Here is a 21773-nt window from a genome sequence, read left to right as displayed (position 1 = left end):
TCGTTAAAGGTTAAATTTCATCGTTACTGGGAAAGCATACGCGAGACACATTGTTGAGAATCCGAGTCCCTTGAAAATTCAACGGTTCAGGGGGCGCCGAAAACGCCGCACCCAAGAAAGGCCGAAGTCTCATCAAACGATCCTTTGACTGGACGTACACATCCCTTAAATCACGTAGCTCATCCATATGCGGAGTTCAGCGCTTGGTGGCGCCTTTCGGGGATCGCCGGTATGGCTAAACCGAACTTAAGTTGTCTTGCATCGCACGGGTTTCGAGACGGATAGGATTCAAGACACTAAATTGAATCGAAGGGATGAAGTAGTCCGTCCTCAGGCTGATCACACACCGGGCCGGCTCGCTGATGATTCGCTTTCCGCCATGCGCTTCTCTGTCCATTGAAGCGACATCCCGCAGGTATGGAAGCTTTGGGCCACTTAGAGGGAGGTCCCGCAGAATTTCAACGATCAGTTCTCCGTTTTAAGTTTCGTTTTTATGCCGAGTGCACCGATGAGTCCGATATGAAGAGATTGGAGTTTCGCAGCCCCGTTCTCGCTGGGGATAGCTTTACCGTGTTCTGCAATGAAGCTTGCTACATCTCGCTTGCCCGGAATGTGCAAATCCGGAATGGACTTGGCCCAGGCGTCTAGCTGCTTTGGGCGGGGCACCTTGCTGTGTTCGCTGAAAGAAGGCGGATTAGGGATAGTGGCAGTGGGGTTCCATTCACGCAGCAGCTGGGCGTATGCATTTTTATAGACTTCAGGTTCAAAGAGATGTTCGAGCATTAGCTCTCCTAGTTGCACTATTTTGTGTGGGGAGACGCCAGCTGCGATGAGTTTCTTCTTCAGCCTTACTCCGCCAGCATCATCGTCAACTAGAAATGCGACCCGCGCTCCTTCCAAGTCCAAGTCCTCGTAGTCTTCTGGAGAAGATTCAGACAGACCCGGGGCAACTTGATAGGGCAGCTCAATTAGGTCGGTTGCCGCACGGATTAGTGATGGCAGAACCAACATCTCGGATGCACCTTCGGCAAGTACCACATAACGAGCTGCCGCAAAGGCGGAAGCTCCCGCACCCATCGCAATCATCAGCGGGGTGTAGCCACTTGCGTTGCGCCAAAAACTGTTTTCGAGAGTGCTTTCTTGAGATCTTGTAGCGTGCGGGAGCACGGCGCGAACGTTGGTGCCAAGATCAGCAGGCAAGCAGGCAGGTGAGTGCGTCGTATAAATGATCTTCGCGACCTCTTGTTGTCGCGAAAATGACGCAACGAGGTCAGCTTGCGCATCTAAATGGAGGTGAGTCTCGGCTTCATCGATGAGTAGTATCGGTTTGATATCGTGTGTTCGCTGCTCAAGAAATGCCACTAGAGCTACGTACATCCGAAGCCCTGCGCTTCGCTCATGGATGGGCGTGACAATGTCGTCATCCTGGAGGATCTCAATGTAGATAGTGGAGCTTTCAAGGTTAAGCGCAACTGAGAGATTTGATTGTCGCCATGATGCATTGAATTTTCTCTGCAGCACCGCGTTTGCTCGTCTGATCCTCGTGCCGTGCGCCGCTCGATGATCGTCCTCAATCTCAGACAACAGTTCGGACAATGAAAGCTCGGCCATGTTCGCGAGGTTTTGGACCGACGCGGGCAGATCCCGCAGGGTGTCTTCACTCAGAGGGAATGTAGAAGGTAGCGTTCGATCACCTTCGGAGAAGAACAGGGCCACGGGAAGCATTTCTCCCAGCCTGCGTCGGACCTCTGAGCCGGGGTGGTCTGCGTCAACCCACTCGAGAAGCGTAGCGATTGCTTGCTGAGCGTCTGTTTCGGCCTGGAGGGCTTCTGCTGATTCCTGCAATTCCGCAAGTTGATCCCGCAGGCTAGGAACAACTTCGCGCAATTGGTCTGCGCTCACGGCTTCGATTAACTGTGTGGTCAAAGCGTCCAAACCCTCAAGCACCTGCGTTTTGCGTTTCGTCCAATCTTCAATCACTTCTGGTTCATCAGCAAGAGTCAGATCAAAGAAGGAGCTTCTCGTTACAGTTTGCTGGAAATGAGCAACTAAAGCTTCGACCTTGCTCCTCGATCGTTCAGGGAGTGGTTCGACCAGCATGTAACGAGTTGTGTCTCCGGCCCTCCGCGAAAGTTCCATTTTTCTCGGAAGTTCCTCAAGGTCCAGGTCCACGAAGGACTGCATTTCATGCTCTTCGAGCACATAGAGCCCTTTGACGACAATTGCGTCATCATTTGGCTTCGCGGTTCGGGACCGACGCCTAGTCGGAAGAATTGATGATGTGTCACTCAGGTAATGGAGTGCATCGAGTAGCGTCGATTTTCCCGCCTCATTTGGTCCGACGACAGCGACCACCCGTGGAGTTAGATCAATCGAACCCTCGGCAATTCTCCCGAATCCGTTGATGAATGCTTTGTTTAAGTGCACGATGGGCCCCTATTGTTTTGCACCGGCAGTCCTCCCGCGTCACGTTGGACAGAAGCAAGTACGTTTTATCGCCCGTTGAGGCAAAGCCAGTTGCATTTGAAGTATGTTGCCACAATAGTCGAAACGCTCGACACTATAATGCAGCTACTTCTTGGGTAAATGCGATCAACAACGCTAATATCGGCACGAGTGGCATTTCCCCTTTGTTGTGCTCGTAACCGCAAGGATACGAGGCGTCTCATCAACTAGACCACCACTGGCCGCCTGCCGAAATATTTGTGGAATCCTACGCGTCTGCTCGCGGGCAGCGATTCTCGTAACCATGTCTCGAAACCTTCTGGGTGAATCGCTGTATCCACCGTTACTTACGAGAGATATCGAAGCGGCCGACCGGGAAATTGACCGAATAGGCAGGCGTTTCGAAGCGGGGGCAGTCCACCGAGCGACAGCAGTAGGATCTTGTGGCCACCGGCTTCCAACGCGATGGCCACTACGTTGGTCACGGTGTATCTGGGACGCAAGCATCACGACCTTCAAGCCGTTCAAGCGCTGGACGCGCTATTCGATGGCGACACCCTTGGAGTCCTGATGTTGTCCAGACTCGGCAGATTCACCCAAAACATACTCGCCTTTGACCACGAACTCCGCGACCGAGGTGTGGCCTATGCGTCCTCGCCCTCGACAGTAGCGACGCCGACACCGCCGGCCTCCGTGAACTTCGCATCCATGGTTGGGTTCCCGCGAGTGAGGCGCTTAATCGTGAGGTCTTCGGCCTTGCTGTTCGCCAACCGGAGGTTGTTCTCGGAACCAAGAAGTGATTCCTTTACCTTGTGCAGGCGGTCGATCGATTTATCGATGTCGTCGATCGCTTCCTTGAATTTCCGGGAGGCGAGGTCGTAGTTCCTGGCGAACCCGGTCTTAAAGGTATCGAGCGCGTTCTCGAAATTGGTGATGTCGACATTCTGCTCCCGGACACGGGCGAGCTCGGCCTTGTATTCCAGGGAGTTCAGCGCCGCGTTCCGCAGCAGGGTAATGATCGGGATAAAGAGCTGGGGGCGCACGACGTACATCTTGGGGTACCGGTGGGACACATCGACTATTCCGCCGTTGTACAACTCGCTGTCGGACTCCAACAGCGAGACGAGAACCGCGTATTCGCAGCCTTTCTCGATTCGGTCCCTGTCGAGTTCCTTGAAGAAGTCCTCATTTTTCTTCTTGGTGGCTGTTTCGTCTCCTTCGTTTTTCATCTCGAACATCACCGAGATGAATTCCGTGCCGGACTCGTCCGCCTCCCGGAAAATGTAGTCACCCTTGCTCCCGCTTCGAGCGTCGTTGTCCTTCTCGAAGTAGGCCATGGGGAAGCCAGCGGAGCGGATGCGGTTGAATTCGATCTCGCAGTGTTGCTCAAGGCTCTCACCGACCAGTTTTGTGGAGAGTTTCGCCTTGAGGTCCTTGTAGTAGGCGATCATGTCGTCTTTCGACTTGATCTGAAGGGCATGCGTGTCCTTCATTGTTGACTCAAGCAGCTGCTGCTCGGTCTCCTTGGCCAAGAGATCCCGTGCGAAGTCGTCCCGTTGCTTCTCGAGCACACTCACGGCTTCCTTGACGGCGAGCTGCTTCGCGACGTCACGAGACTTCAGCTCTTCCTTCAGACGTCCGATCTCGGCAGCTTTTTCCGCGGTCTCTGCCTGAAGCTTGTTGGTGAGCGTCGCCTCCGCAAGTTCAATGGCTCCCTGCTTCTCTTTGCGCGCCTCTTCGAGTCGCTCCTGAAGCACCTTCTGTTCAGTTACTGTCGCGCCGAGATCATGGGCAAGGGTGTCTCGTTCCTTTTCAAGGGCACGTACAGCCTCGGTGACTGCGAGCTGCTGCGCGATATCGCGGGCTTTGAGCCCCTCCTTGAGGCGCTCGATCTCGGCGTTTTTCACTGCCGCGTCCTTCTCAAGAACCGCCGCTAGCTTCGTCTCGGCGAGTTCGACCGCATTTTTCTTTTCCGTCTCCATCAGCTCGATCCGTTCATGGAGGGCGTGCTCGAACTCGCTGTCATGCACCTGCTTCAAGATGTCGGCGTAGCCGGCCTCATCGATGGTGAACGCCTTGCGGCAACCGGGGCAGATGATCTCGTTCATGGGGACAACCTTTCAGTGAATTTGTGTGTCGTTTGGCGATTGAGGTACATACCCGGCAGCGTAGAGACCGCCCTTTTCCACACCGTAACGGACATTACGGGGCGAATTCATGATGTGTCTTAGGAACTTCGATTTACCTAGCAGGCTTCTGTTCGAGCCCGGACGCCCGCAAGTAGCCGACCGACTGACCCATGTTGTTCGACTGGCCCTACAGGTCTGGTTCCACCGGTTCTTTCCATTGGTATGTGGGGGGAGAACTTGTTGAACTCAGAGCATTTAAACGCTTCCGACCACAGTGAGAATGCCCAACGGGTACGCCTCGATGGACGCATAAAGGAACATTCATCAACGAACCGTCCTGAGCCAAGCCCCAAAGCGGACGCCCCTGCTGCGGTGTCGGATGCGGTGGAACGCCTCCGACACCGCAATGGTTTTCTACTGTGCTCGCGGCATGAGGTTGGTTAGCGTTTTTCCTCGACGGTCAGCGTCCACCCGTCGAAGCCTGCTGCCTTGACGTCCAGGAAGTAGCGTCCCGCGGCCTTGTGCAGCACGGTGTCTGCCGTTTCGGCCTTGTCCAGCATCAACAGCGGGATGCCGCCATCGGAGGCGATGTCAACGCCTTCCTTTTCCAGATACACGGCGCCCACTGCGAAGTCGCCGCCGCCGGTGAATTCATAGCTGATCCGGGCTTCAGCCCCGGTCAGTTCGAAGGTTTCGCTGGCCTTGTCGTTGCCGCCCTTCAGGGCAATGACCTTCGTCCATTTCTTCGCTTGCTCCGCAGGTGCCGCAGGAGCCGCAGGTTCCCCGGCCGGCTTCTCGGGTTGCGCCTGTTGCACCGGGGCAACGCTTCCAGCATCAGCTGCTCCCCCGCCGGCGTTGGGTCCCGTGACCGCCCCGATGACGACGACGAGTGCGGTGACGATCCATGCGACAGTCTTTCCCTTGTCGTATCCGGCCAGGAGTGCACCGGATTTGTCACGCTGCTTGCCGGCCAGCACCAGAATCAGGTCGATCAGCGCCCAGACGCCCAGGCCCCCGAGGGTCACCAGCTTCAGCAGGCCCGTGCCGATCTTGCCCAGGTAAAACCGATCGACCCCGAAGACGCCCAAAAAGAGTGCGAGGAGCCAGGTGGCCATGAAGGACTTGCTTGGGGCGGGTGCCAAGTGGTCCTGCATCGGCTGCTGGGGGTGGGTTTGGTAGGGATTGGTGGTGCTCATGGTGTCCTCCTTGCCGCTGTCGCGGCGTTGAAATGGTCTTGGGATGCGAAGGCAAAGGCGAGTACGTGCTGATCCTGGCGGGCCGGCACTGTGCCCCTACTTCTTTTGCCAGCTGCCGCAGTTTGAGGACTTGAAGTCCTGGCCCTTGGCAAGTTTCACCGTGGGCTTTCCGCCGCCGGGGATGTCGTTGTCGATGATGTCGCTTCCATTGGTTCCGGACCGATAGACACCCCAGTAGCAGCGTGAGCCCACAGCCTCCTTGGCCCGGTAGGTGCCCGGCTTGATGTCTTCCCCCACCGTCCAGGTCCCGTCGCTTATGGTGTTTGCGGCCGCTTCCGCTTCGGCCGTGCCGACGGCCTTCTCACGGGTTTCGATGGCTGCGTCGGCTTCCGCGACCTCTGTTTCTTTTTCACCCACGGCGCTTTCGCGTTCTGCCAGTGCGCTTTCGCGGTCCTCGATTTCGGACACGAGGGTGTCGTGCTTGGTTGTCAGTTCTTCCAGGGCGCCGCGGTACTTGTCCCGGTCGGCTCCGGCCACCTGGGCGTGGCTGACGGCTGTGGCGTATTCATCGCTGGTGGTCGGGTCGGCCAGGGCCAATCCGGTGAAAACACCGCCTGCGATCAATCCGGCCGCCAGGACGGCGGCAAGGACGGTCTTGCCGGACTTGCCAAGAGGTGGTTTTGGTTCTTGGGAAGTAGGTTCCACTGGCGTGTTCATGGCTGCTCCTGGGTTTCCACGATGATGTTCAGGCCGTTGTCCGGGTGGTAGTGCCAGCTGGCCGCATAGCCGGACCAGGTGGCGTCCTGCATGCCGTCGAGTGACCTGGTGCTGGCCATGCGCGATTTCACGCTTTCGGGCATTCCCAAGGTGTCCAACACGCACACAACATCCGCATACGGTGCCCCCATCGTGTCATTGCCCGCGGTCTCCAGCGTCACGCTGTTGCCCCCGTCCATGACGGTGACACCGAGGGTGTCAACCAACTCGCAGGCCTGCACGGCGTGGGTGATGCCCGCCGAGGGGGAATCGGCTGCGGGTGCGGAGCTGGCGGAAAAACCAATGCCCCACCCGAGGGCGAGCCCGACGGCCAGGCCGCCGGCTGCCATTAGCCACGCGCGGTTGTCCTTGGGCGCCTTGACCGGGGAGCCGGCGTGGGCGCCGGTGGCCCATGGTTCGGCGTCGGTTGCCGTTGGTTCCTGCATGTCGATTCCTCCTGGGAAGCTGCGGTGAAGTGTCGTGCAGGTGGGACCGCCCCAAGCGGTCCCACCTGCCCTAGCGCCGGGTCTCCCCCAAGCTCCGGGCATGTTCCCAAGCTATGGGGCAGTGGGGGAATGGCAGTAACAAAGTGCTGATAACCGGGGTTATCAGTGTCCGCCGTTCCACTGCATGCCGCTTCAAGTAGGGTGATCCCAAGGCCATGCACGAAAGGAGACGCCAGATGGAAAGACCGGGAACCACCCTCACGCTTTCCCTGGTGGACGTCTCGTTGCTGGCCCGGGTGCAACGCCCCGTGGTGTCGATGTGGCGCACGCGCAGCCGGAACACGGCAACACCGTTCCCCGACCCGGTGAAAACCTCCAACGTACAGGAGCTATTCGACGCGGACGAGGTGGTGTCGTGGCTCCGGCAAACGGGGCGGGGAAACAATCCCGACGCGGCCGAGGACGCGGCGGCGTTTGTGAGCAACGCCCGCGAGAATATCGAGGTCCTTTCCGCGTTGCTGGTCCTGCGTGCCCTGACCGGGCTGGATCTGGGCGGCATGGATCCGGAGGACGTCCTGGACCGTGCCGAGGAAATCGACCCCGACGACGACTGCTTCTTCAGGGAGATCGAGGCCAACCCGGCATCCCTGGTGCCGCTTCTGAGACTCGCGGATCGACTAAGCGAAGCCTCATATACCCCGCTGGCGGCCTTCGAAAAACTCATGGACGACCGATCCCGCACTGAGCGCGCCGAAACGGTGTTTGCGCCGGAAGCCATCGACTTGCTGGCGTCGGCGGCCGTGGCGCTCGGCCGCGAGACGAGGACGTTCGCCGACGCGACACCCGACGACGGTGAGGTGTTGTTGGCCATTGCCGACATGTTCGACGAGTCGGAGAATGTGGACCTCGGCCTGTCGCCGATCTTCCAGGCTTCGTCGCGCATGGCCTTGCGGCGGTTGCGGATCAACGTCTTCAGTCGCGAGAACCTCCGTCTTGAGGGTTTCGCAGCGTGCATCCCCGGGCTGGTCACCGTCGCGCACTTCCCCTTCCGGGACCAACCAGATCTCACCGACCAACAAATCCTGGCGGCCATCGACGATATTTCCCTGGAGATGGATTCCAGCCAGGCTGCGGTCATTCTTGCTCCCGCAAGGCTGCTCACCGATGCCCTGCCCTCCGGCTCGACGGCGCGCATCCGCGATTCGCTGCTGCGGTCCGGAAAGATCCGCGCGGCCGTTCGCCTCCCGGCAGGGTTGCTCGCTTCCAGGCCGCGCCAACCCATGGCGTTGTGGGTCATCGGCAAGGAACGGATCGAGGTGCCCATCGCCGAACGCTGGATGATGGTCGCCGATCTTTCCACCACGGGCCTTGACGAGACCGGCCACCACGATTTGGTGGCTGACCTACAGGCATCGATGCACAGCAGGGAAGCGATCCGAGCCCGCGCCTTCCGTTATGGCAGGCTCGTGCAGACCCGTCTGTTGTTGGCCGGCGACGGCATTCTCTGTAAAGCTCCACAGACCACGCGCTCGTCAACGGCAACCGGGTCCGATGCGGTGGCCCTCCTCGTGGTGGCCGAAAACGAGATCAAAGCCCTCAACGCGGATGCCGGCCCCAGTCGACTCAATATCGCCGTGGAACCAGGCGACGCCCTGGCGAAGCCGGCCGCAACCCTCGGTGACTTGCTGCACCGCAAGTATCTGGTATTGATCCCGGGGGTCCGCTTGGACGCCGCGGATTCCCGAGCCGGCGAGGGGTTCACGGTGCTGGGGCTGCCCGAACTGCGCGGCAGCAATACGCCCCGATACGTCGACAGGCTCGTGCTGGCCGCGGACTATCCGCGCGCGCAGCTCACCGAACCGGGGGATGTCATTTTCAGCGATGTCGGTGGAACAACGGCGTTGGTGGATCCGCAGGGTGCAAGCGTCGTCGAGTACCCGGCCCGCATCTTGCGCATCTCCAGGGCCAACCCGTCGGGACTCATCGCATCCGTGCTTGCTGCTGACATCCATGGTCGCCAGCGTGGTCCGTGGCGTCGGTGGCGTGTGAAACGATTCCCTGAAGAACAAGTTGAAAATACCAAGGCTGCCCTGGACGCGATCGCCGGTGAACGCCAATCGGCCCTTGCCCGCGTTGCCCGCCTGGATCGACTCGCCGTCCTTCTCACCGAAGGATCCGCGGTAGCCGCCCTGCGCATTGAAACATCACCCACCATGGAAGGAAGCAACTAGTGCCTCCGAAGAAAAAGGTTGAGACCACACCCTCAACCATGAAGGAACTCAAGGACACGCTCTGGAAGGCCGCGGACAAGCTGCGCGGTTCCATGGATGCTTCCCAATACAAGGACGTCATCCTGGGCCTGGTGTTCCTGAAGTACGTTTCAGATGCCTTCACCGAGCGCCGCACGCAGCTGCACGAAGAGCTCGCCGCCGACGGGATGAGCGAAGACCAGATCGCCCAGCTCATCGATGACACCGACGAGTACACGGGCCGCGGCGTCTTCTGGGTCCCGGCGAACGCCCGCTGGGAGTACCTGGCCCAGAACGCCAAGGGCCTGCCCGCCATCGACGGTGCGGCACCGAAGAACATTGGTGAGCTCATCGATGCCGCCATGGACGCCGTCATGGCCGCCAACCCGACGCTCGCGGCCACCCTGCCGCGCATCTTCAACCGGGACTCGGTTGACCAGCGCCGCCTCGGCGAACTGCTCGACCTGTTCAACACCGCCCGCTTCACCGGCCAAGGCGCAGGCCGGGCCCGCGACCTGCTCGGCGAGGTCTACGAGTACTTCCTAGAGAAGTTCGCCCGCGCCGAGGGCAAGCGCGGCGGCGAGTTCTATACCCCGGCCGGCGTCGTCCGGGTCCTCGTCGAGGTCCTCGAACCGACCAGCGGCCGCGTCTATGACCCGGCGTGCGGCTCGGGCGGCATGTTCGTCCAGACCGAAAAGTTCCTGGATGCGCACCACGCGGACCGCACCGCGATCTCCGTGTACGGGCAGGAACTCAACGAGCGCACCTGGCGCATGGCCAAGATGAACCTGGCCATCCACGGGCTCAACGCGAACCTGGCCGCGCGGTGGGGCGACACCTTCGCCCGCGACCAGCACCCGGACCTGCAAGCCGACTACGTCATGGCCAACCCGCCCTTCAACATCAAGGACTGGGCACGCAACGAGTCCGACCCGCGCTGGCGCTACGGCGTCCCCCCGGTGAGCAACGCGAACTACGCCTGGATCCAGCACATCATCTCCAAGCTCGCCCCCGGCGGCACCGCAGGCGTGGTCATGGCCAACGGATCGATGTCCTCGAACTCAGGCGGCGAGGGACAGATCCGCGCCCAACTGATCGAGGCCGACCTGGTCTCCTGCATGGTCGCCCTGCCCACCCAGCTCTTCCGCTCCACCGGCATCCCGGTATGCACCTGGTTCCTCGCCAAGGACAAAACCGCCGGCGTCCATGGCTCGGTGGACCGCACCGGACAGGTGCTCTTCATCGATGCACGGAACCTGGGCCACATGGTCGACCGCGCCGAACGCGCCCTGAGCGACAAGGACATCGCAAAGATCGCCGACACCTTCCACGCATGGCGCGGCAGCCCATCGGCAGAAGGCAAGGAATACGACGACGAGGCCGGCTTCTGCTATTCGGCAACCCTGGCAGAAATCAAGGACGCGGACTACGCACTCACCCCAGGTCGCTACGTGGGGGCCGCCGACATAGAAGACGACGGCGAACCGATCGAAGAGAAAATCGCACGGCTGAAGAACGACCTGTTTGAGCAGTTCGAGGAATCCGAGCGTCTCGCGGCCGTTGTGCGCGAGCAATTGGGGAGGGTTTCGTGATACGCGGAACACTTAGCGAAATTTGTAGCGCTGTTATTGACTGCAAAAACAGGACAGCGCCCGAAGATCCACAAGGGTCACATTTCGCGGTTGGAACACCAGCCATGCGCGGCAACATCATTGATTTGAACGAAGCCCGTCGCATCAATGATGCTACATTCGCGGAGTGGACCGCTCGCTTAGCACCAAAATCCGGAGATCTGCTCTTCGCGCGAGAAGCACCTGTTGGACCCGTGGTCGAGATTCCAGAAGGCGTCAGCATTGCCCCGGGCCAGCGGACGATGCTGCTTCGGGCGGATCCATCAAAAGCCAACAACAGGTTCCTGCGTTATTACCTCATATCGCCATTAGTTCAGGCCAGGCTCCATGCACTCGCCCATGGTTCAACTGTGCCGCACCTTCGATTGCCGATCATTCGAAACTTTGAGGTTGTGCTTCCGGAACTGAAAGAACAGCAGGCCATCGCCGAAGTTCTCGGTGCCCTCGACGACAAGATCACCGCCAACACCAAAATTGCACACACGATAGAAGCTCTCGGATCGGCCAAATTCACGCGCGTAGGGCTGGATGTCGAACCGTCCAACGAGGTAGTCCTGCTGGGGGATGTTTTCGACCTCAATCCTCGTCGAACTGTCGTATCCGCAAGCCCGACCGTTATCGATATGCAAGCGCTTCCAACGACTGCGCCTCTGGTTGAACGGTGGAATACAGGTTTACGCAAGGGTGGCGCGCGGTTTGCTAACGGTGACACGCTCATCGCCAGGATTACCCCCTGCCTTGAGAACCGGAAGACCGCATTCGTTGATTTCCTGAATGAGGGAGACGTAGGAATCGGTTCAACAGAGTTCATCGTCATGAGATCAAAGAAAGACCTGCCGCTCGGGTTGTCTTACTTCATGGCCGTTAGCGAACGATTCCGGGACTTTGCGATTCAAAACCTAGTGGGAACATCCGGGAGACAGCGGGTGTCAGCTGCCGATCTAGCTCGGCACACCTTGAGCCCAGTCGATCCCTTCACGCTCCGGACATTCGGCGAATGGGCCGATGTCAATCTCAATGTCTTGGGTTCGCTTCGCGGGGAAAACCGCACCTTGGCCGCGACACGCGACGCCCTTCTTCCCCAACTCATGTCAGGCAGGCTCCGTGTGAAGGAGGCCGAAGCAGTCGTGGCTGCGGCAATCTGACGGAGGTTTTGTTGCAGACACCCTCTTCAACATTGCCCGCCATTGGTCAATAAGCGATAGATTCAGGTCAGAAACTAGTTCTGGGGGACGTACAACCGATGACCATGCAAACGAGCTTCACCGAGGCCGACTGGGAGGAGCTTGCGCTCGAACAGCTCGGCGACGAAAACTGGCGCCCCCTCCACGGGGACGTGATCGCCCCGGGCACGGACGAGCGGGAGTCTTGGGATGAGCTCCTGATCCGTCCGCGTTTGCTCGCCGCGCTGCACCGACTGAACCCCGGAGTCCCGGGACAGTACCTGCAGCAGGCCCTGGCCGAGATCATCGCCCCCACATCCCAGGACGCGATCACCGAAAACCACCGCATCCACAAGATGCTCGTGGAGGGCCACCGGATCTCCTACCTGGATCCGGACGGGACCGAGCAAAACCCCACGCTGCGGATCATCGGCACCCAGGAGACCGACAACGACTGGCTCGCCGTCAACCAAGTCACCCTGGTTGCGGGCGACCACCACCGGCGATTCGACCTCGTCCTGTACTGCAACGGCATGCCCGTGAGCATCATGGAGCTGAAGAAGGCCGGGTCCAAGACCGCCGACGTCGCCGCCGCGCACGCCCAGCTGCAGACCTACCTGCGCGAGTTCCCGTTGGCCTTCCGCTTTTGCGTCTTCACCTTCGCCTCCGACGGGCTCGATGCCAAGTACGGGACACCGTTCACCCCGCTGAACCACTTCTCCCCCTGGAACGTGGACGACGACGGCGTGCCGGTATCTCCGGGGCACAGCATCGATGGCGAGGCGGTGCTGCCGATCGAGACCGCGATCGCCGGGCTTTACAACCCCACCCGTTTCCTGCAGCTGCTGCGCTCCTACACCGCGTTCGATGCCGGGGCCGAGGGCCTGCTCAAGCGCATCGCCAAGCCGCACCAGTACTTCGCCGTGACCAAGGCGGTGGGCTCCACCATCGATGCGGTGCGCACCAACGGCAAGGCCGGCGTCGTCTGGCACACCCAAGGCTCGGGCAAGTCCATGGAAATGGAGCTCTACACCGCTTCGGTCATGCGCCACCCCGCCCTGAAAAACCCCACCGTCGTGCTGATCACCGACCGCAACGAACTCGACGGGCAGCTCTACTCCGGCTTCGCCCGCTCCCAGCTGTTGCCCGACACGCCGAAGCAGATCCGCCGCCGTATCGAACTGCGCGCCGAGCTCTCCGGCCGGATCACCGGCGGCATCTACTTCACCACGCTGCAGAAGTTCGGCCGGACCAAGGACGAAAAGGACTCGGGCACCGAACACCCGCTGCTCAGCGACCGAAAAAACATCATCGTCATCGTCGACGAGGCCCACCGCAGCCACTATGACGACCTGGACGGCTACGCCCGGCACCTACGCGACGCCCTACCCAACGCCACCCTGATTGCGTTTACCGGCACCCCGATCTCCTTCGAGGACCGCAACACCCGCGACGTGTTCGGTGACTACATCGACGTCTACGACCTCTCGCGGGCCGTCGATGACGGGGCGACCGTGCCCGTGTACTTCGAACCGCGCCTGATCAAGGTGCAACTCGCCGACGACCGCACCCTGGAAGATCTGGATGCCGACGCCGACGAGGCCACCGCAGGGCTGGATGACACCGAACGTGCCCGGATCGAGCAGTCGGTCGCCGTGGTCAACGCGGTCTACGGTGCACCGGACCGCTTGGCGGAGCTGGCCAGGGACCTAGTCAAGCACTGGGAAAACCGCCGAGACACCGTGGCCCCGTTCATTGCCGACACCACCGGCGCACCCACGTTCGGCAAGGCCATGATCGTCGGCGGCACCCGGGAGATCTGCGCGAACCTCTACACGGCCATCGTCGCGTTGCGGCCGCAGTGGCACTCGGACGAGCTGGACAAGGGCAAGATCAAGGTCGTCTACTCGGGCACCGCGTCCGATGCCCCGCCGGTGGCCGACCACGTACGCCGGGACTCGGCGAACAACGCCATCAAGGAACGTCTCAAGGACCCCGGGGACGAGCTGGAGCTGGTGATCGTCAAGGACATGATGCTCACCGGCTTCGATGCCCCTCCCCTGCACACCCTGTACCTGGACCGCCCGTTGAAGGGCGCGTTGCTGATGCAGACGCTCGCCCGCGTGAACCGCACCTTCCGCGGCAAGTCCGACGGGCTGCTGGTCGCCTACGCACCGCTGGCCGAAAACCTGGCCAAGGCCCTGGCCGAATACACCGCCAGCGACCGGACGCAGAAGCCCGTCGGCAAGAACATCGACGAAGCCGTCGCCCTGGCCGTCGAGCTGGTCAACACGGCCCGCGAGCTGCTGGCAGGCTACGACTGGCGCGCGGTGCTGGGCAAGCCCGGGCCCAAGGCGTTCCTGAACGCCGTCACCGGGGCGGTGAATTACCTGCGCGCCCCCGAAACGCCGGGCAACGCCGCCTCCGAGGACGGCGCCCCGTCGCTGGCGGTACGCTACCGGCAGGTGGCCAGCCAGTTGGCCCGCGCCTGGGCCCTGTGCACGGGGTCTGGCAAGCTGGAGGAGCTGCGCCCGGAGATCCAGGTGTATGAGGAGATCCGGGTGTGGATGGGCAAGTTCGATGCCCAGGACCGGCAGTCCCGAGGCGAGCCCGTACCGGAGGAGATCCAGCGCATGCTCGGGCAGCTGATCGCCACCGCGACGGATGCCACCGGCGAGGTGCTGGACATCTACGAGGCCGCCGGCATGCCCAAACCTTCCCTCAGCGACCTCACCCCGGAGTTCATCGCCAAGACCCAGCAGGCACGGAACCCGCAACTGGCCATCGAGGCGCTGCGCAAGCTCATTGCCGACGAATCCGCGCGCACCACCAAGAACAACGTCATCCGGCAGCGGGCGTTTTCGGACCGCATCACCGAGCTCATGAACAAATACACCAACCAGCAGCTCACCTCCGCGGAGGTCATCGCGGAGCTGGTCGAGCTGGCCAAGGAAGTCGCCCAGGAGGCCAACCGCGGACAACAATTCACCCCGCCCCTGAACGAGGACGAGCTCGCGTTCTACGACGCTGTTGCATTGAACCAGTCCGCCCTCGAGGCACAAGGACCGGGCATGCTCGCCGAGATCGCCCGGCAGCTGGTCGCCGTGATGCGCCGGGATGTACGCACCGACTGGACGGTCCGCGAGGATGTCCGCGCCAAGCTGCGGTCATCGGTTAAACGCCTGTTGATTCTCAACGACTACCCGCCGGACAAGCAGCCCGAGGCCATCAAGCTGGTGATCGAGCAGATGGAAGCGATGGCCCAAAGGACTGCATAGAAAAACAATCCAAGCAGCAGCTCGGGGTGAACATGAAAACGTCTCGGCATCGGTATAGCTTGGGGCTTTTCAATCCTGCCGTCCCTCATCGATCGCTGCCCGGGAACTGATTGATTTTCGTTTCTTCGGGCCCCGCAGTCCTCAGCGGCCATGTGATTCGGCTAGATCGTGCTGCCGCGCGGTGCGCACTCCCCTAAGGGCCAGTGTCTTGGCTATGCCACTCTTTCCGCGGGGTTAGAGTGAACAAGGGAAACCACGTCCCCAGAGAATTTGGAGGAAAATTGCAGGCTGACACTTTGGCGCTAAAGTCCGTTCTGGGTCTTGAGCGCAGATACGTCATCCCCACGTTTCAGCGGGACTACGAGTGGACCCGCGACGGACAATGGCAACTCCTCCACGAAGACCTTCTCTCGGCCGCAGAAAGACTGCTGAAGGCCAGAGACCGGGCGGATGCCCTGGGAGAACCCAGGGCTCGCGCGGACCAGAAAGTCACCCCGCATTTCCTCGGCGCAATCGTTTGCGACCAATTGCCGTCTTCCACCGGTGGCGTGGATCAGCGGGCAGTGATCGACGGGCAGCAGCGACTGACAACCTTGCAGCTGCTGGCCCGCGGGATCCTCGATGTCCTCCTGGAAACCGGGTCCCCGCGTGCAGCGCAGGTACGTCGGTTGATCCAGAACCCCGCCGACGTAGCCATCGACCCCCTCGACCGGTTCAAGCTTTGGCCCAGGCGCAAGGACCGCGAGGTATGGCCCTCCGTTGTCGCAGATGAAGTCCCGGTCGCCACCGGTCACCCCTATTATGAGGCTCGGGCCTTCTTTGCCGAGCAGACCCGCATCGCAGTAAAGGCCGCACCCGAAACCGAACTGCTCGACGCGATCGTGGATGCATTCCTGGGTCTCTTCAAACTGGTCGTCATTGATCTGGAGGAAAACGACGAGGCGCAGGTAATCTTCGAAGTCCTCAACGGGCGGCAGACCCCGTTGTCGGCGGCTGATCTTGTCAAAAACCTGCTCTTCCTTCGCGGTGACTTGAGCGGCGAGGCCGAATTGGACCAGCTCTACGACCAATATTGGGCCCCGTTCGATGAACCCTGGTGGAAGACCACCGTGGGTACCGGACACGCCGCGCGAGGACGCCGCGACGTTCTGCTCTCCGCCTGGCTCACCGCCGTTTCCGGGGAAGAAGCCAGCGTCGGGCACCTCTATTCCCAGGTGCGCACCTACTTGACGGATCATCCAAGGGCTACGGAATCTGTTCTGAAAGAGCTCAACGAGTACGCAACCGCGTACCTCACCGTCTACCATCCCGAACAGGCCGAATCCCCGGTCTTGTCCCAGGCCTACTCGCGGATCGAGCGTATCCGTGTTCTCACCGCTGTGCCGCTGTTCCTGTGGCTCCGGACGTTGCCGGCAGAGGTCCTGACGCTTGCCGACCACGAATCCGCTGTTGCGGCCATCGAATCATGGGTGATGCGGCGCATGATCACCGGTGCAAACACCCGTGGATACGGAACATTCTTCGTCGAGGTGCTCAAGGCCGCACAGACCGCACGGGAAGCAGGAAACAGCGTCTCCCAAGCCGTGATCGACGCCCTCGGATCCGCCTCAACGGCTTTGGCGTGGCCGACCGATGAAGATGTTGCCGCTGCCTTCGCCACCAACAAGTTCTACAACTCATTCACTCAGGAAAGGATCCGCTTGGTCCTCGGGGCAATTGACAAGCAGCTCCAGACCGAGAATCCACGAACCGAGCCGGCCAATTTCGACTACGAACGGCTGCAGATCGAGCACATCATGCCGCAGTCCTGGCAGACACATTGGCCCCTCGGTGCACTTGATCCAGCACAACTGGAACTCGCCGCACAGCACCGCCGCTCAGCCGTTCATCGCATCGGCAACTTGACCCTCGTGACCTCTCGATTCAACCAGGGTGTTTCAAACTTCGGCTGGGACGCCAAGCGCCCCGAGTTCTCACTGCAATCCAGTCTCCAGCTCAACAAAGCTGTCAGCACTTCGGATCAATGGGATGAATCAACCATCCAACTCCGTTCCGAACAACTGGCGGACGCGGCCTGCCGTGTATGGGTGCGCTCTTTCAAGCCTGCATCCTCGGCCTGAGGGGAAGTTCCGGTTGATACGCCCGATCGCGCAGCCATATTGAACTTTGAGGGGAACTACGGCTTGCCGATTGCTATTCGTTCGTACGCCCGATGGATGCGTTTGAGGCACATGGCCAGGACCACGAGCAGATGGCTGCTGGCCGCGATGGCGATGGAAGACAAGATCCGCGCAATAGTTGCAGTGCCTTGTCCTACATCTAGGGCAGGATCGGCAATCCACCCGGCTGTGCCGCAAAGAACCAGGTAGAAGACGAGCAGTAGTCCCCAAAGGATTGCCCATAGGCAGTTGAACATGACTTCGTCGACCAGCGCTAAGTCATCTTTTGTAAGTAGTGGGTTATCCGGCAATGCGGTGCGGAGTTGAAAAAGGAACACCACGACCGCGAACAGGAGCCCGGAGACAATCGAAATCCCTGAGACTCCGTGGTCTACGCTGGTCATGCGAAATCCGAGAAACCAAGCTGCTATGCCCAGCGCTACAGGTATACCAATTTGTGTGACGTAGTCCCATCCCCAGATTTTTCCTGACCGTGCATTTCGCAGCGTGCGAAAGTGATCACTCGGAATGCGCCATAGAGAGGTTTTCCCCACGTTTCTCCTTGAGCTGCTTGCTCCACCGCGGATCCCATTCGACCTTGCCCGTGCGTCCCGCAATTTCGGCGAGCTGTTCCACGCATTTCGCTACGATTTCACTTGTTGAGAGTGGGTCCGAACCGTCCTCGTTCAGAACCAGACGGAAGCTAGGAGCGCCGCCGCCATCCAAAAGGAACTTCTTTTGTCGTTGTCCCTCAACGAGAGTGATGTATACGTCCTCGCGTTCCGTCGTCGCCTCAGTCGGAAGTCCCACCACCCGCTTGGCGGCATCTTTATCCCTAATGAGCTGGCCAATGAGATCTCGTGGGAAGAAACCGCGACGTGGGGGCCGAGCAACATGCGAAATTATGCCGACCTGGATGTCCGGCCCATCGGCGACGTCTACCGGGCGGCCCTCGACTCGTAGCTCGACTTCTTTTAGCTTGGCGTGTTCGGCCCACGCCTCACCTTCAGAGACAGTGTGGCAGTCCATCTTTATCAAGCCAAGGTTTTCGGTCGAGTGCTTGACGAACAGCTGGCGTATGCGAGATCCGCCAGATCCTCGGCGGGACCATTCCGACATCAGAAACGCAGAGCGGCCGCGTTCCGGAACGAGGAGCACTGTGCGGGTGATGCCGGTCGGAGCGTGACGAGAGGAAAGCTGGAATTCGGTACGTCCGGTTTCAGAATCCACCACCTCTCCCGACTCGCCGCTAGTTCCCACGGAGGTTTCTACTACAAGCACACGGCTGGCGTACTTGAAAACGTTGTTGACGGTAACCCACGTATGCGTACCCGGGTCTGCAGTATCTGACTCGGTCAGACCTGCCACCCATGTGTAAAACAATTCCAGTAGGTCATCTCCAAGGAGATCGGACGGAGCAAATTCCCTTCCTACTCCCTCACGTTTACCTTTTTCCCTAAACGTCAATTCGTGAATCGTAAGTACACGCCTTGCCACTATTCCCTGTCCGTTCTCAACATAGTTGTCAGTTTTCTCATTGAATCTGTCAGTCTACGGAATTCCTGGTCTGTCTCATCTAACCTGTCAGCCCGGTTCAAAGAAGCCAGTTACTGATAGTCCCGCATCCGTACGGCGACCCGGCCGTCTATCGGCAATCGACGCGCGGCATTACTTGCCGAGTTGCTCATACGGCACTGACAGAATGAATGAGACACCACGAGCCATTCTTGTCTCATCTAACCTGTCAGTTCCCATGTCGGCACTGACAGGTTAGATGAGACCGAACAATTCCCCCTTGAAAATGATTTTTCGGCCTTAGCCCCAAAACGCCAAGATACAGCACAGGGCGGACATCGGGTCCTTCGGCGACCATTCGGTAGTTTTTGGATTCTTAATCCCAGAGCCGGTCGTGGTGAACCGCCGATAACCGCACATACGTCCATCAGAAGGGCTTCCTGAAGGAAAAGCGCGGTGCTGTACGAAGACCAGCACCGCGCACTGAACACCCTCGATTAATGTTTCAAGAGGAATCGCTCATCCAAACCGCTCTCTTTCCGAGGACCGCGCACTGCCATCTCTTCAACCTCCTCGAGAACCCGTAATATATTGCCACCGGTCAGCGCCCTTAGATCACCCTCGGACCAACTACGTAGAGCTAGGGCTTCTAAGAGCGGTCGATAGCCGGCTACACCATCCATTCCCTGGGGAAGCTCTGCAATCCCATCGAAGTCCCCGCCTAAGCCCAGATGCTGGGGGCCAACGATATCTCGGGCATGTTCAAGGTGTCTGACTACGTCGTTGATCGTCGCGCTGGGGGGAGGATGGGAGGATTCCCAGCCTTTGAATTCCTGAGCCGCTGCAAGGTCTTCCTGTGGAGCGATATCGTGGAAGCCCACGGCCAGCCCCAGTTCAAGACGCTTCGCCTCTGCGCGGGCCTGATACTCCCGACATTCCTCTGAAACGAACGCCGGAACGAAGGTCGCCATGAGAACTCCGCCATTTGCGGGCAACCGCTCGAGCACGGCATCCGGAACGTTGCGTACATGAGCACAAACCGTCCGGCAGGACGAATGGGAGAAAATAATGGGAGACACAGTGCACTCTAAGGCGTCGACCATAGTCTGTTCGGCAACGTGGGAGAGGTCAACGATCATTCCGATCCTATTCATTTCGATGACCACTTCTTTGCCAAACGAGGTGAGTCCGTGCGCAACTTCAATGCCGGTCGCGGAACGGGCCCAAGAAGTATTGTCGTTATGAGTGAGAGTCATGTATTGAACCCCGAGATCTCGCATCATACGCAGCACACCTAGTGACCCGGCGATGCTGTGTCCCCCTTCCATGCCGATAAGTGAAGCGATCTTGCCTCTGCCTATGGTGTCCCGAACTTGCGCTGCGGTTCTAACGAGTTCAAAAACATCCGGATGGGCAGCTACGATCCTGTGCACACAGTCGATCTGCTCCAACGTGGCAACCACGGATTCGCCAGCGCTCAAGTTGGACGGCACGAACACTGACCAGAATTGCGCGCCCACGCCCCCGGCCTTCAACCGCGGGATATCGGTGTGTAGAAATGGTTGGTCCCCCGCCAGACCCGCTGCGCTGACGCTGTTACCAAACTTCTGGCGCAGCGCCCAAGGCAGATCGTTGTGTCCGTCGAAGATCGGTGAAGCGGATAAAACGCGATCAACGAGGGTGCCGCTCATACCGGCACCCGTGCTGCGTTGAGTTCCTCAACGGGTATCCATGATTCATCCAATCCGAAGGCTTGCGGCCCGAAGACGGCGAGAGCAGCGTCGGTGCGCATAATAGCCGGTGTCGCAATCCCAAAGACGGCCACCCGCTGGCCATAGCGCAGGGCTTCCGAGTTAATAGGTAGACCGAGATCCACATCGGTGACCGTGATGAGATCGGGGACGATAGCAACTACTTCACCGTTACGGTAGGCGATGACGTTCTCGTTGCAGAATCGAATCGTCATTTCCTCGCTACTGTCGAAGGACGTAATCTTCGCCTGTCCTTGGGTAAAACCGTCCTTTATAAAACGCTCGACATCAACGACCTTTCCCCGCATCAAAACCGTGCCGAATCCATAGATGGTGTCCTTGAGAAAAGCAGAAAGCTCCGCCAGTGGCTCCCTGTGGTTTTCCTTGGCTTGCCGGAGGGTTCTGCCGATGTTGAGGGCGAGAGTCAGTGTATTCGGTATCGCAGTGCGCTTAACGTCCGCTCCAGACATGGGGTATTCCGCGATGTATGCCGAGCCCCCCATCCGGATGGTAACCGCGCGAGCATAGGATTCCATACGCTGGTTGTCTGAGCCCGTGTCCACAATGCAACTGCGACCCGCCTCATCAGAAACGACCAGCGGGGATCCTGAAACACCGTAAACCCCGAAGGTCTCCATCTGAAGTTCCGGGAACGCGCGCCCCATTCCGTCTCCATCCACCACGGGAATGCCCGCGTGGGCAGCAACAACGAGCGGGATCATTGAATTCAGCCCTCCACACTCCATCGGGATCGTGGCATCGGCTGTCTTACCGAGATGCTTCTCCAGAACACGCAGGGAATTCAGGGCTTCCGTACCCGATGGGGTCTTCTCAACCACTACTGTGGGGGCACCCATCATAGCCGTGGAAATCACGAAGTCTTCGTCGTCCAGCTCTTGTGGGTCAATGATCTCGATGCGTTGCCCATTCCTAAGGCACTCTTCTACAAGAAGACGCCCGATTAGTGGATCACCCCCACCCCCTGTTCCGAGCACAGCGGCTCCGCGAGCGAGATCAGGCAAGTCTTGGGATTTAAGGAAGAAACTCATTCTGAC

The 21773-nt window shown here is 59.7% G+C and carries 14 protein-coding genes; 5 read left to right on the top strand and 9 right to left on the bottom strand.

Annotated elements, in window-relative coordinates; genetic code table 11:
* Positions 1-465 precede the first annotated feature (465 nt).
* The 5 genes from BLJ79_RS18055 to BLJ79_RS18035 form a co-directional block, all read right to left on the bottom strand.
* Positions 466-2427: an AAA family ATPase gene (locus BLJ79_RS18055; RefSeq protein WP_083411440.1), complete on the bottom strand. Its 1962-nt coding sequence runs from the start codon at positions 2425-2427 to the stop codon at positions 466-468.
* 662 nt (positions 2428-3089) lie between these two features.
* Positions 3090-4553: a DUF2130 domain-containing protein gene (locus tag BLJ79_RS18050; protein ID WP_071216165.1), complete on the bottom strand. Its 1464-nt coding sequence runs from the start codon at positions 4551-4553 to the stop codon at positions 3090-3092.
* A gap of 461 nt (positions 4554-5014) precedes the next feature.
* A complete protein-coding gene (locus BLJ79_RS18045; RefSeq protein WP_071216164.1) occupies positions 5015-5770 on the bottom strand; it encodes a TM2 domain-containing protein in 756 nt (251 codons plus the stop codon).
* A 96-nt stretch (positions 5771-5866) separates the two neighbouring features.
* The gene (locus BLJ79_RS18040) at positions 5867-6487 is read right to left on the bottom strand and encodes an Rv1352/Rv1906c domain-containing protein (protein ID WP_071216163.1); all 621 of its coding nucleotides are present in this window, start codon (positions 6485-6487) and stop codon (positions 5867-5869) included.
* Entirely contained in the window at positions 6484-6972 is a 489-nt protein-coding gene (locus tag BLJ79_RS18035) for a hypothetical protein (protein ID WP_083411439.1), read from the bottom strand. The genes BLJ79_RS18040 and BLJ79_RS18035 overlap by 4 nt, the downstream gene beginning before the upstream one ends.
* A gap of 236 nt (positions 6973-7208) precedes the next feature.
* Here BLJ79_RS18035 and BLJ79_RS18030 point away from each other — a divergent pair, with 236 nt between their 5' ends.
* The 5 genes from BLJ79_RS18030 (at position 7209) to BLJ79_RS18010 (ending at position 17413) form a co-directional block, all read left to right on the top strand.
* Complete coding sequence (locus BLJ79_RS18030; protein WP_071216162.1) at positions 7209-9203, top strand: hypothetical protein; 1995 nt, start codon at positions 7209-7211, stop codon at positions 9201-9203.
* On the top strand, positions 9203-10813 hold the full coding sequence (locus tag BLJ79_RS18025) for a class I SAM-dependent DNA methyltransferase (RefSeq protein ID WP_071216161.1): 1611 nt from the start codon (positions 9203-9205) through the stop codon (positions 10811-10813). Before BLJ79_RS18030 ends, BLJ79_RS18025 begins: the two co-directional genes overlap by 1 nt.
* A gap of 104 nt (positions 10814-10917) precedes the next feature.
* Entirely contained in the window at positions 10918-11997 is a 1080-nt protein-coding gene (locus BLJ79_RS18020) for a restriction endonuclease subunit S (RefSeq protein WP_083411438.1), read from the top strand.
* A 98-nt stretch (positions 11998-12095) separates the two neighbouring features.
* The gene (locus BLJ79_RS18015; RefSeq protein WP_071216159.1) at positions 12096-15293 is read left to right on the top strand and encodes a type I restriction endonuclease subunit R; all 3198 of its coding nucleotides are present in this window, start codon (positions 12096-12098) and stop codon (positions 15291-15293) included.
* Positions 15294-15532: 239 nt separating this feature from the next.
* Positions 15533-17413: a DUF262 domain-containing protein gene (locus tag BLJ79_RS18010; protein ID WP_217641935.1), complete on the top strand. Its 1881-nt coding sequence runs from the start codon at positions 15533-15535 to the stop codon at positions 17411-17413.
* A gap of 56 nt (positions 17414-17469) precedes the next feature.
* On the opposite strand, the gene BLJ79_RS18005 is transcribed toward BLJ79_RS18010, so the two are convergent.
* The 4 genes from BLJ79_RS18005 to BLJ79_RS17990 all read right to left on the bottom strand — a co-directional run bounded on the left by BLJ79_RS18005 (position 17470) and on the right by BLJ79_RS17990 (position 21767).
* Entirely contained in the window at positions 17470-17856 is a 387-nt protein-coding gene (locus tag BLJ79_RS18005) for a hypothetical protein (RefSeq protein WP_217641934.1), read from the bottom strand.
* A 115-nt stretch (positions 17857-17971) separates the two neighbouring features.
* Entirely contained in the window at positions 17972-18682 is a 711-nt protein-coding gene (locus BLJ79_RS23045) for a hypothetical protein (protein ID WP_139194956.1), read from the bottom strand.
* A 782-nt stretch (positions 18683-19464) separates the two neighbouring features.
* Positions 19465-20658 carry a dipeptidase gene (locus BLJ79_RS17995; protein ID WP_071216156.1) on the bottom strand — a complete coding sequence of 398 codons (1194 nt, stop codon included), beginning with the start codon at positions 20656-20658 and terminating at the stop codon, positions 19465-19467.
* Positions 20655-21767 (bottom strand): S-methyl thiohydantoin desulfurase family protein, encoded by a 1113-nt coding sequence (locus BLJ79_RS17990; RefSeq protein WP_071216155.1) that lies wholly within the window; start codon positions 21765-21767, stop codon positions 20655-20657. Before BLJ79_RS17990 ends, BLJ79_RS17995 begins: the two co-directional genes overlap by 4 nt.
* Positions 21768-21773: the final 6 nt, after the last annotated feature.

This window comes from Arthrobacter sp. UCD-GKA, assembly GCF_001863355.1.
Taxonomy (GTDB): Bacteria; Actinomycetota; Actinomycetes; order Actinomycetales; family Micrococcaceae; genus Paeniglutamicibacter.
The sequence above is the reverse complement of the archived record's forward strand: the minus strand, read 5'-3'. Positions and strand labels throughout refer to the sequence as shown.

Excerpts from the sequence above, each read along its gene's own strand:
- BLJ79_RS18050 (WP_071216165.1), bottom strand. The coding sequence starts at position 4,553 with ATGAACGAGATCATCTGCCCCGGTTGCCGCAAGGCGTTCACCATCGAT.
- BLJ79_RS18045 (WP_071216164.1), bottom strand. The coding sequence starts at position 5,770 with ATGAGCACCACCAATCCCTACCAAACCCACCCCCAGCAGCCGATGCAG.
- BLJ79_RS18040 (WP_071216163.1), bottom strand. The coding sequence starts at position 6,487 with ATGAACACGCCAGTGGAACCTACTTCCCAAGAACCAAAACCACCTCTT.
- BLJ79_RS18035 (WP_083411439.1), bottom strand. The coding sequence starts at position 6,972 with ATGCAGGAACCAACGGCAACCGACGCCGAACCATGGGCCACCGGCGCC.
- BLJ79_RS18030 (WP_071216162.1), top strand. The coding sequence starts at position 7,209 with ATGGAAAGACCGGGAACCACCCTCACGCTTTCCCTGGTGGACGTCTCG.
- BLJ79_RS18020 (WP_083411438.1), top strand. The coding sequence starts at position 10,918 with ATGCGCGGCAACATCATTGATTTGAACGAAGCCCGTCGCATCAATGAT.
- BLJ79_RS18015 (WP_071216159.1), top strand. The coding sequence starts at position 12,096 with ATGACCATGCAAACGAGCTTCACCGAGGCCGACTGGGAGGAGCTTGCG.
- BLJ79_RS18005 (WP_217641934.1), bottom strand. The coding sequence starts at position 17,856 with ATGACCAGCGTAGACCACGGAGTCTCAGGGATTTCGATTGTCTCCGGG.
- BLJ79_RS17995 (WP_071216156.1), bottom strand. The coding sequence starts at position 20,658 with ATGAGCGGCACCCTCGTTGATCGCGTTTTATCCGCTTCACCGATCTTC.
- BLJ79_RS17990 (WP_071216155.1), bottom strand. The coding sequence starts at position 21,767 with ATGAGTTTCTTCCTTAAATCCCAAGACTTGCCTGATCTCGCTCGCGGA.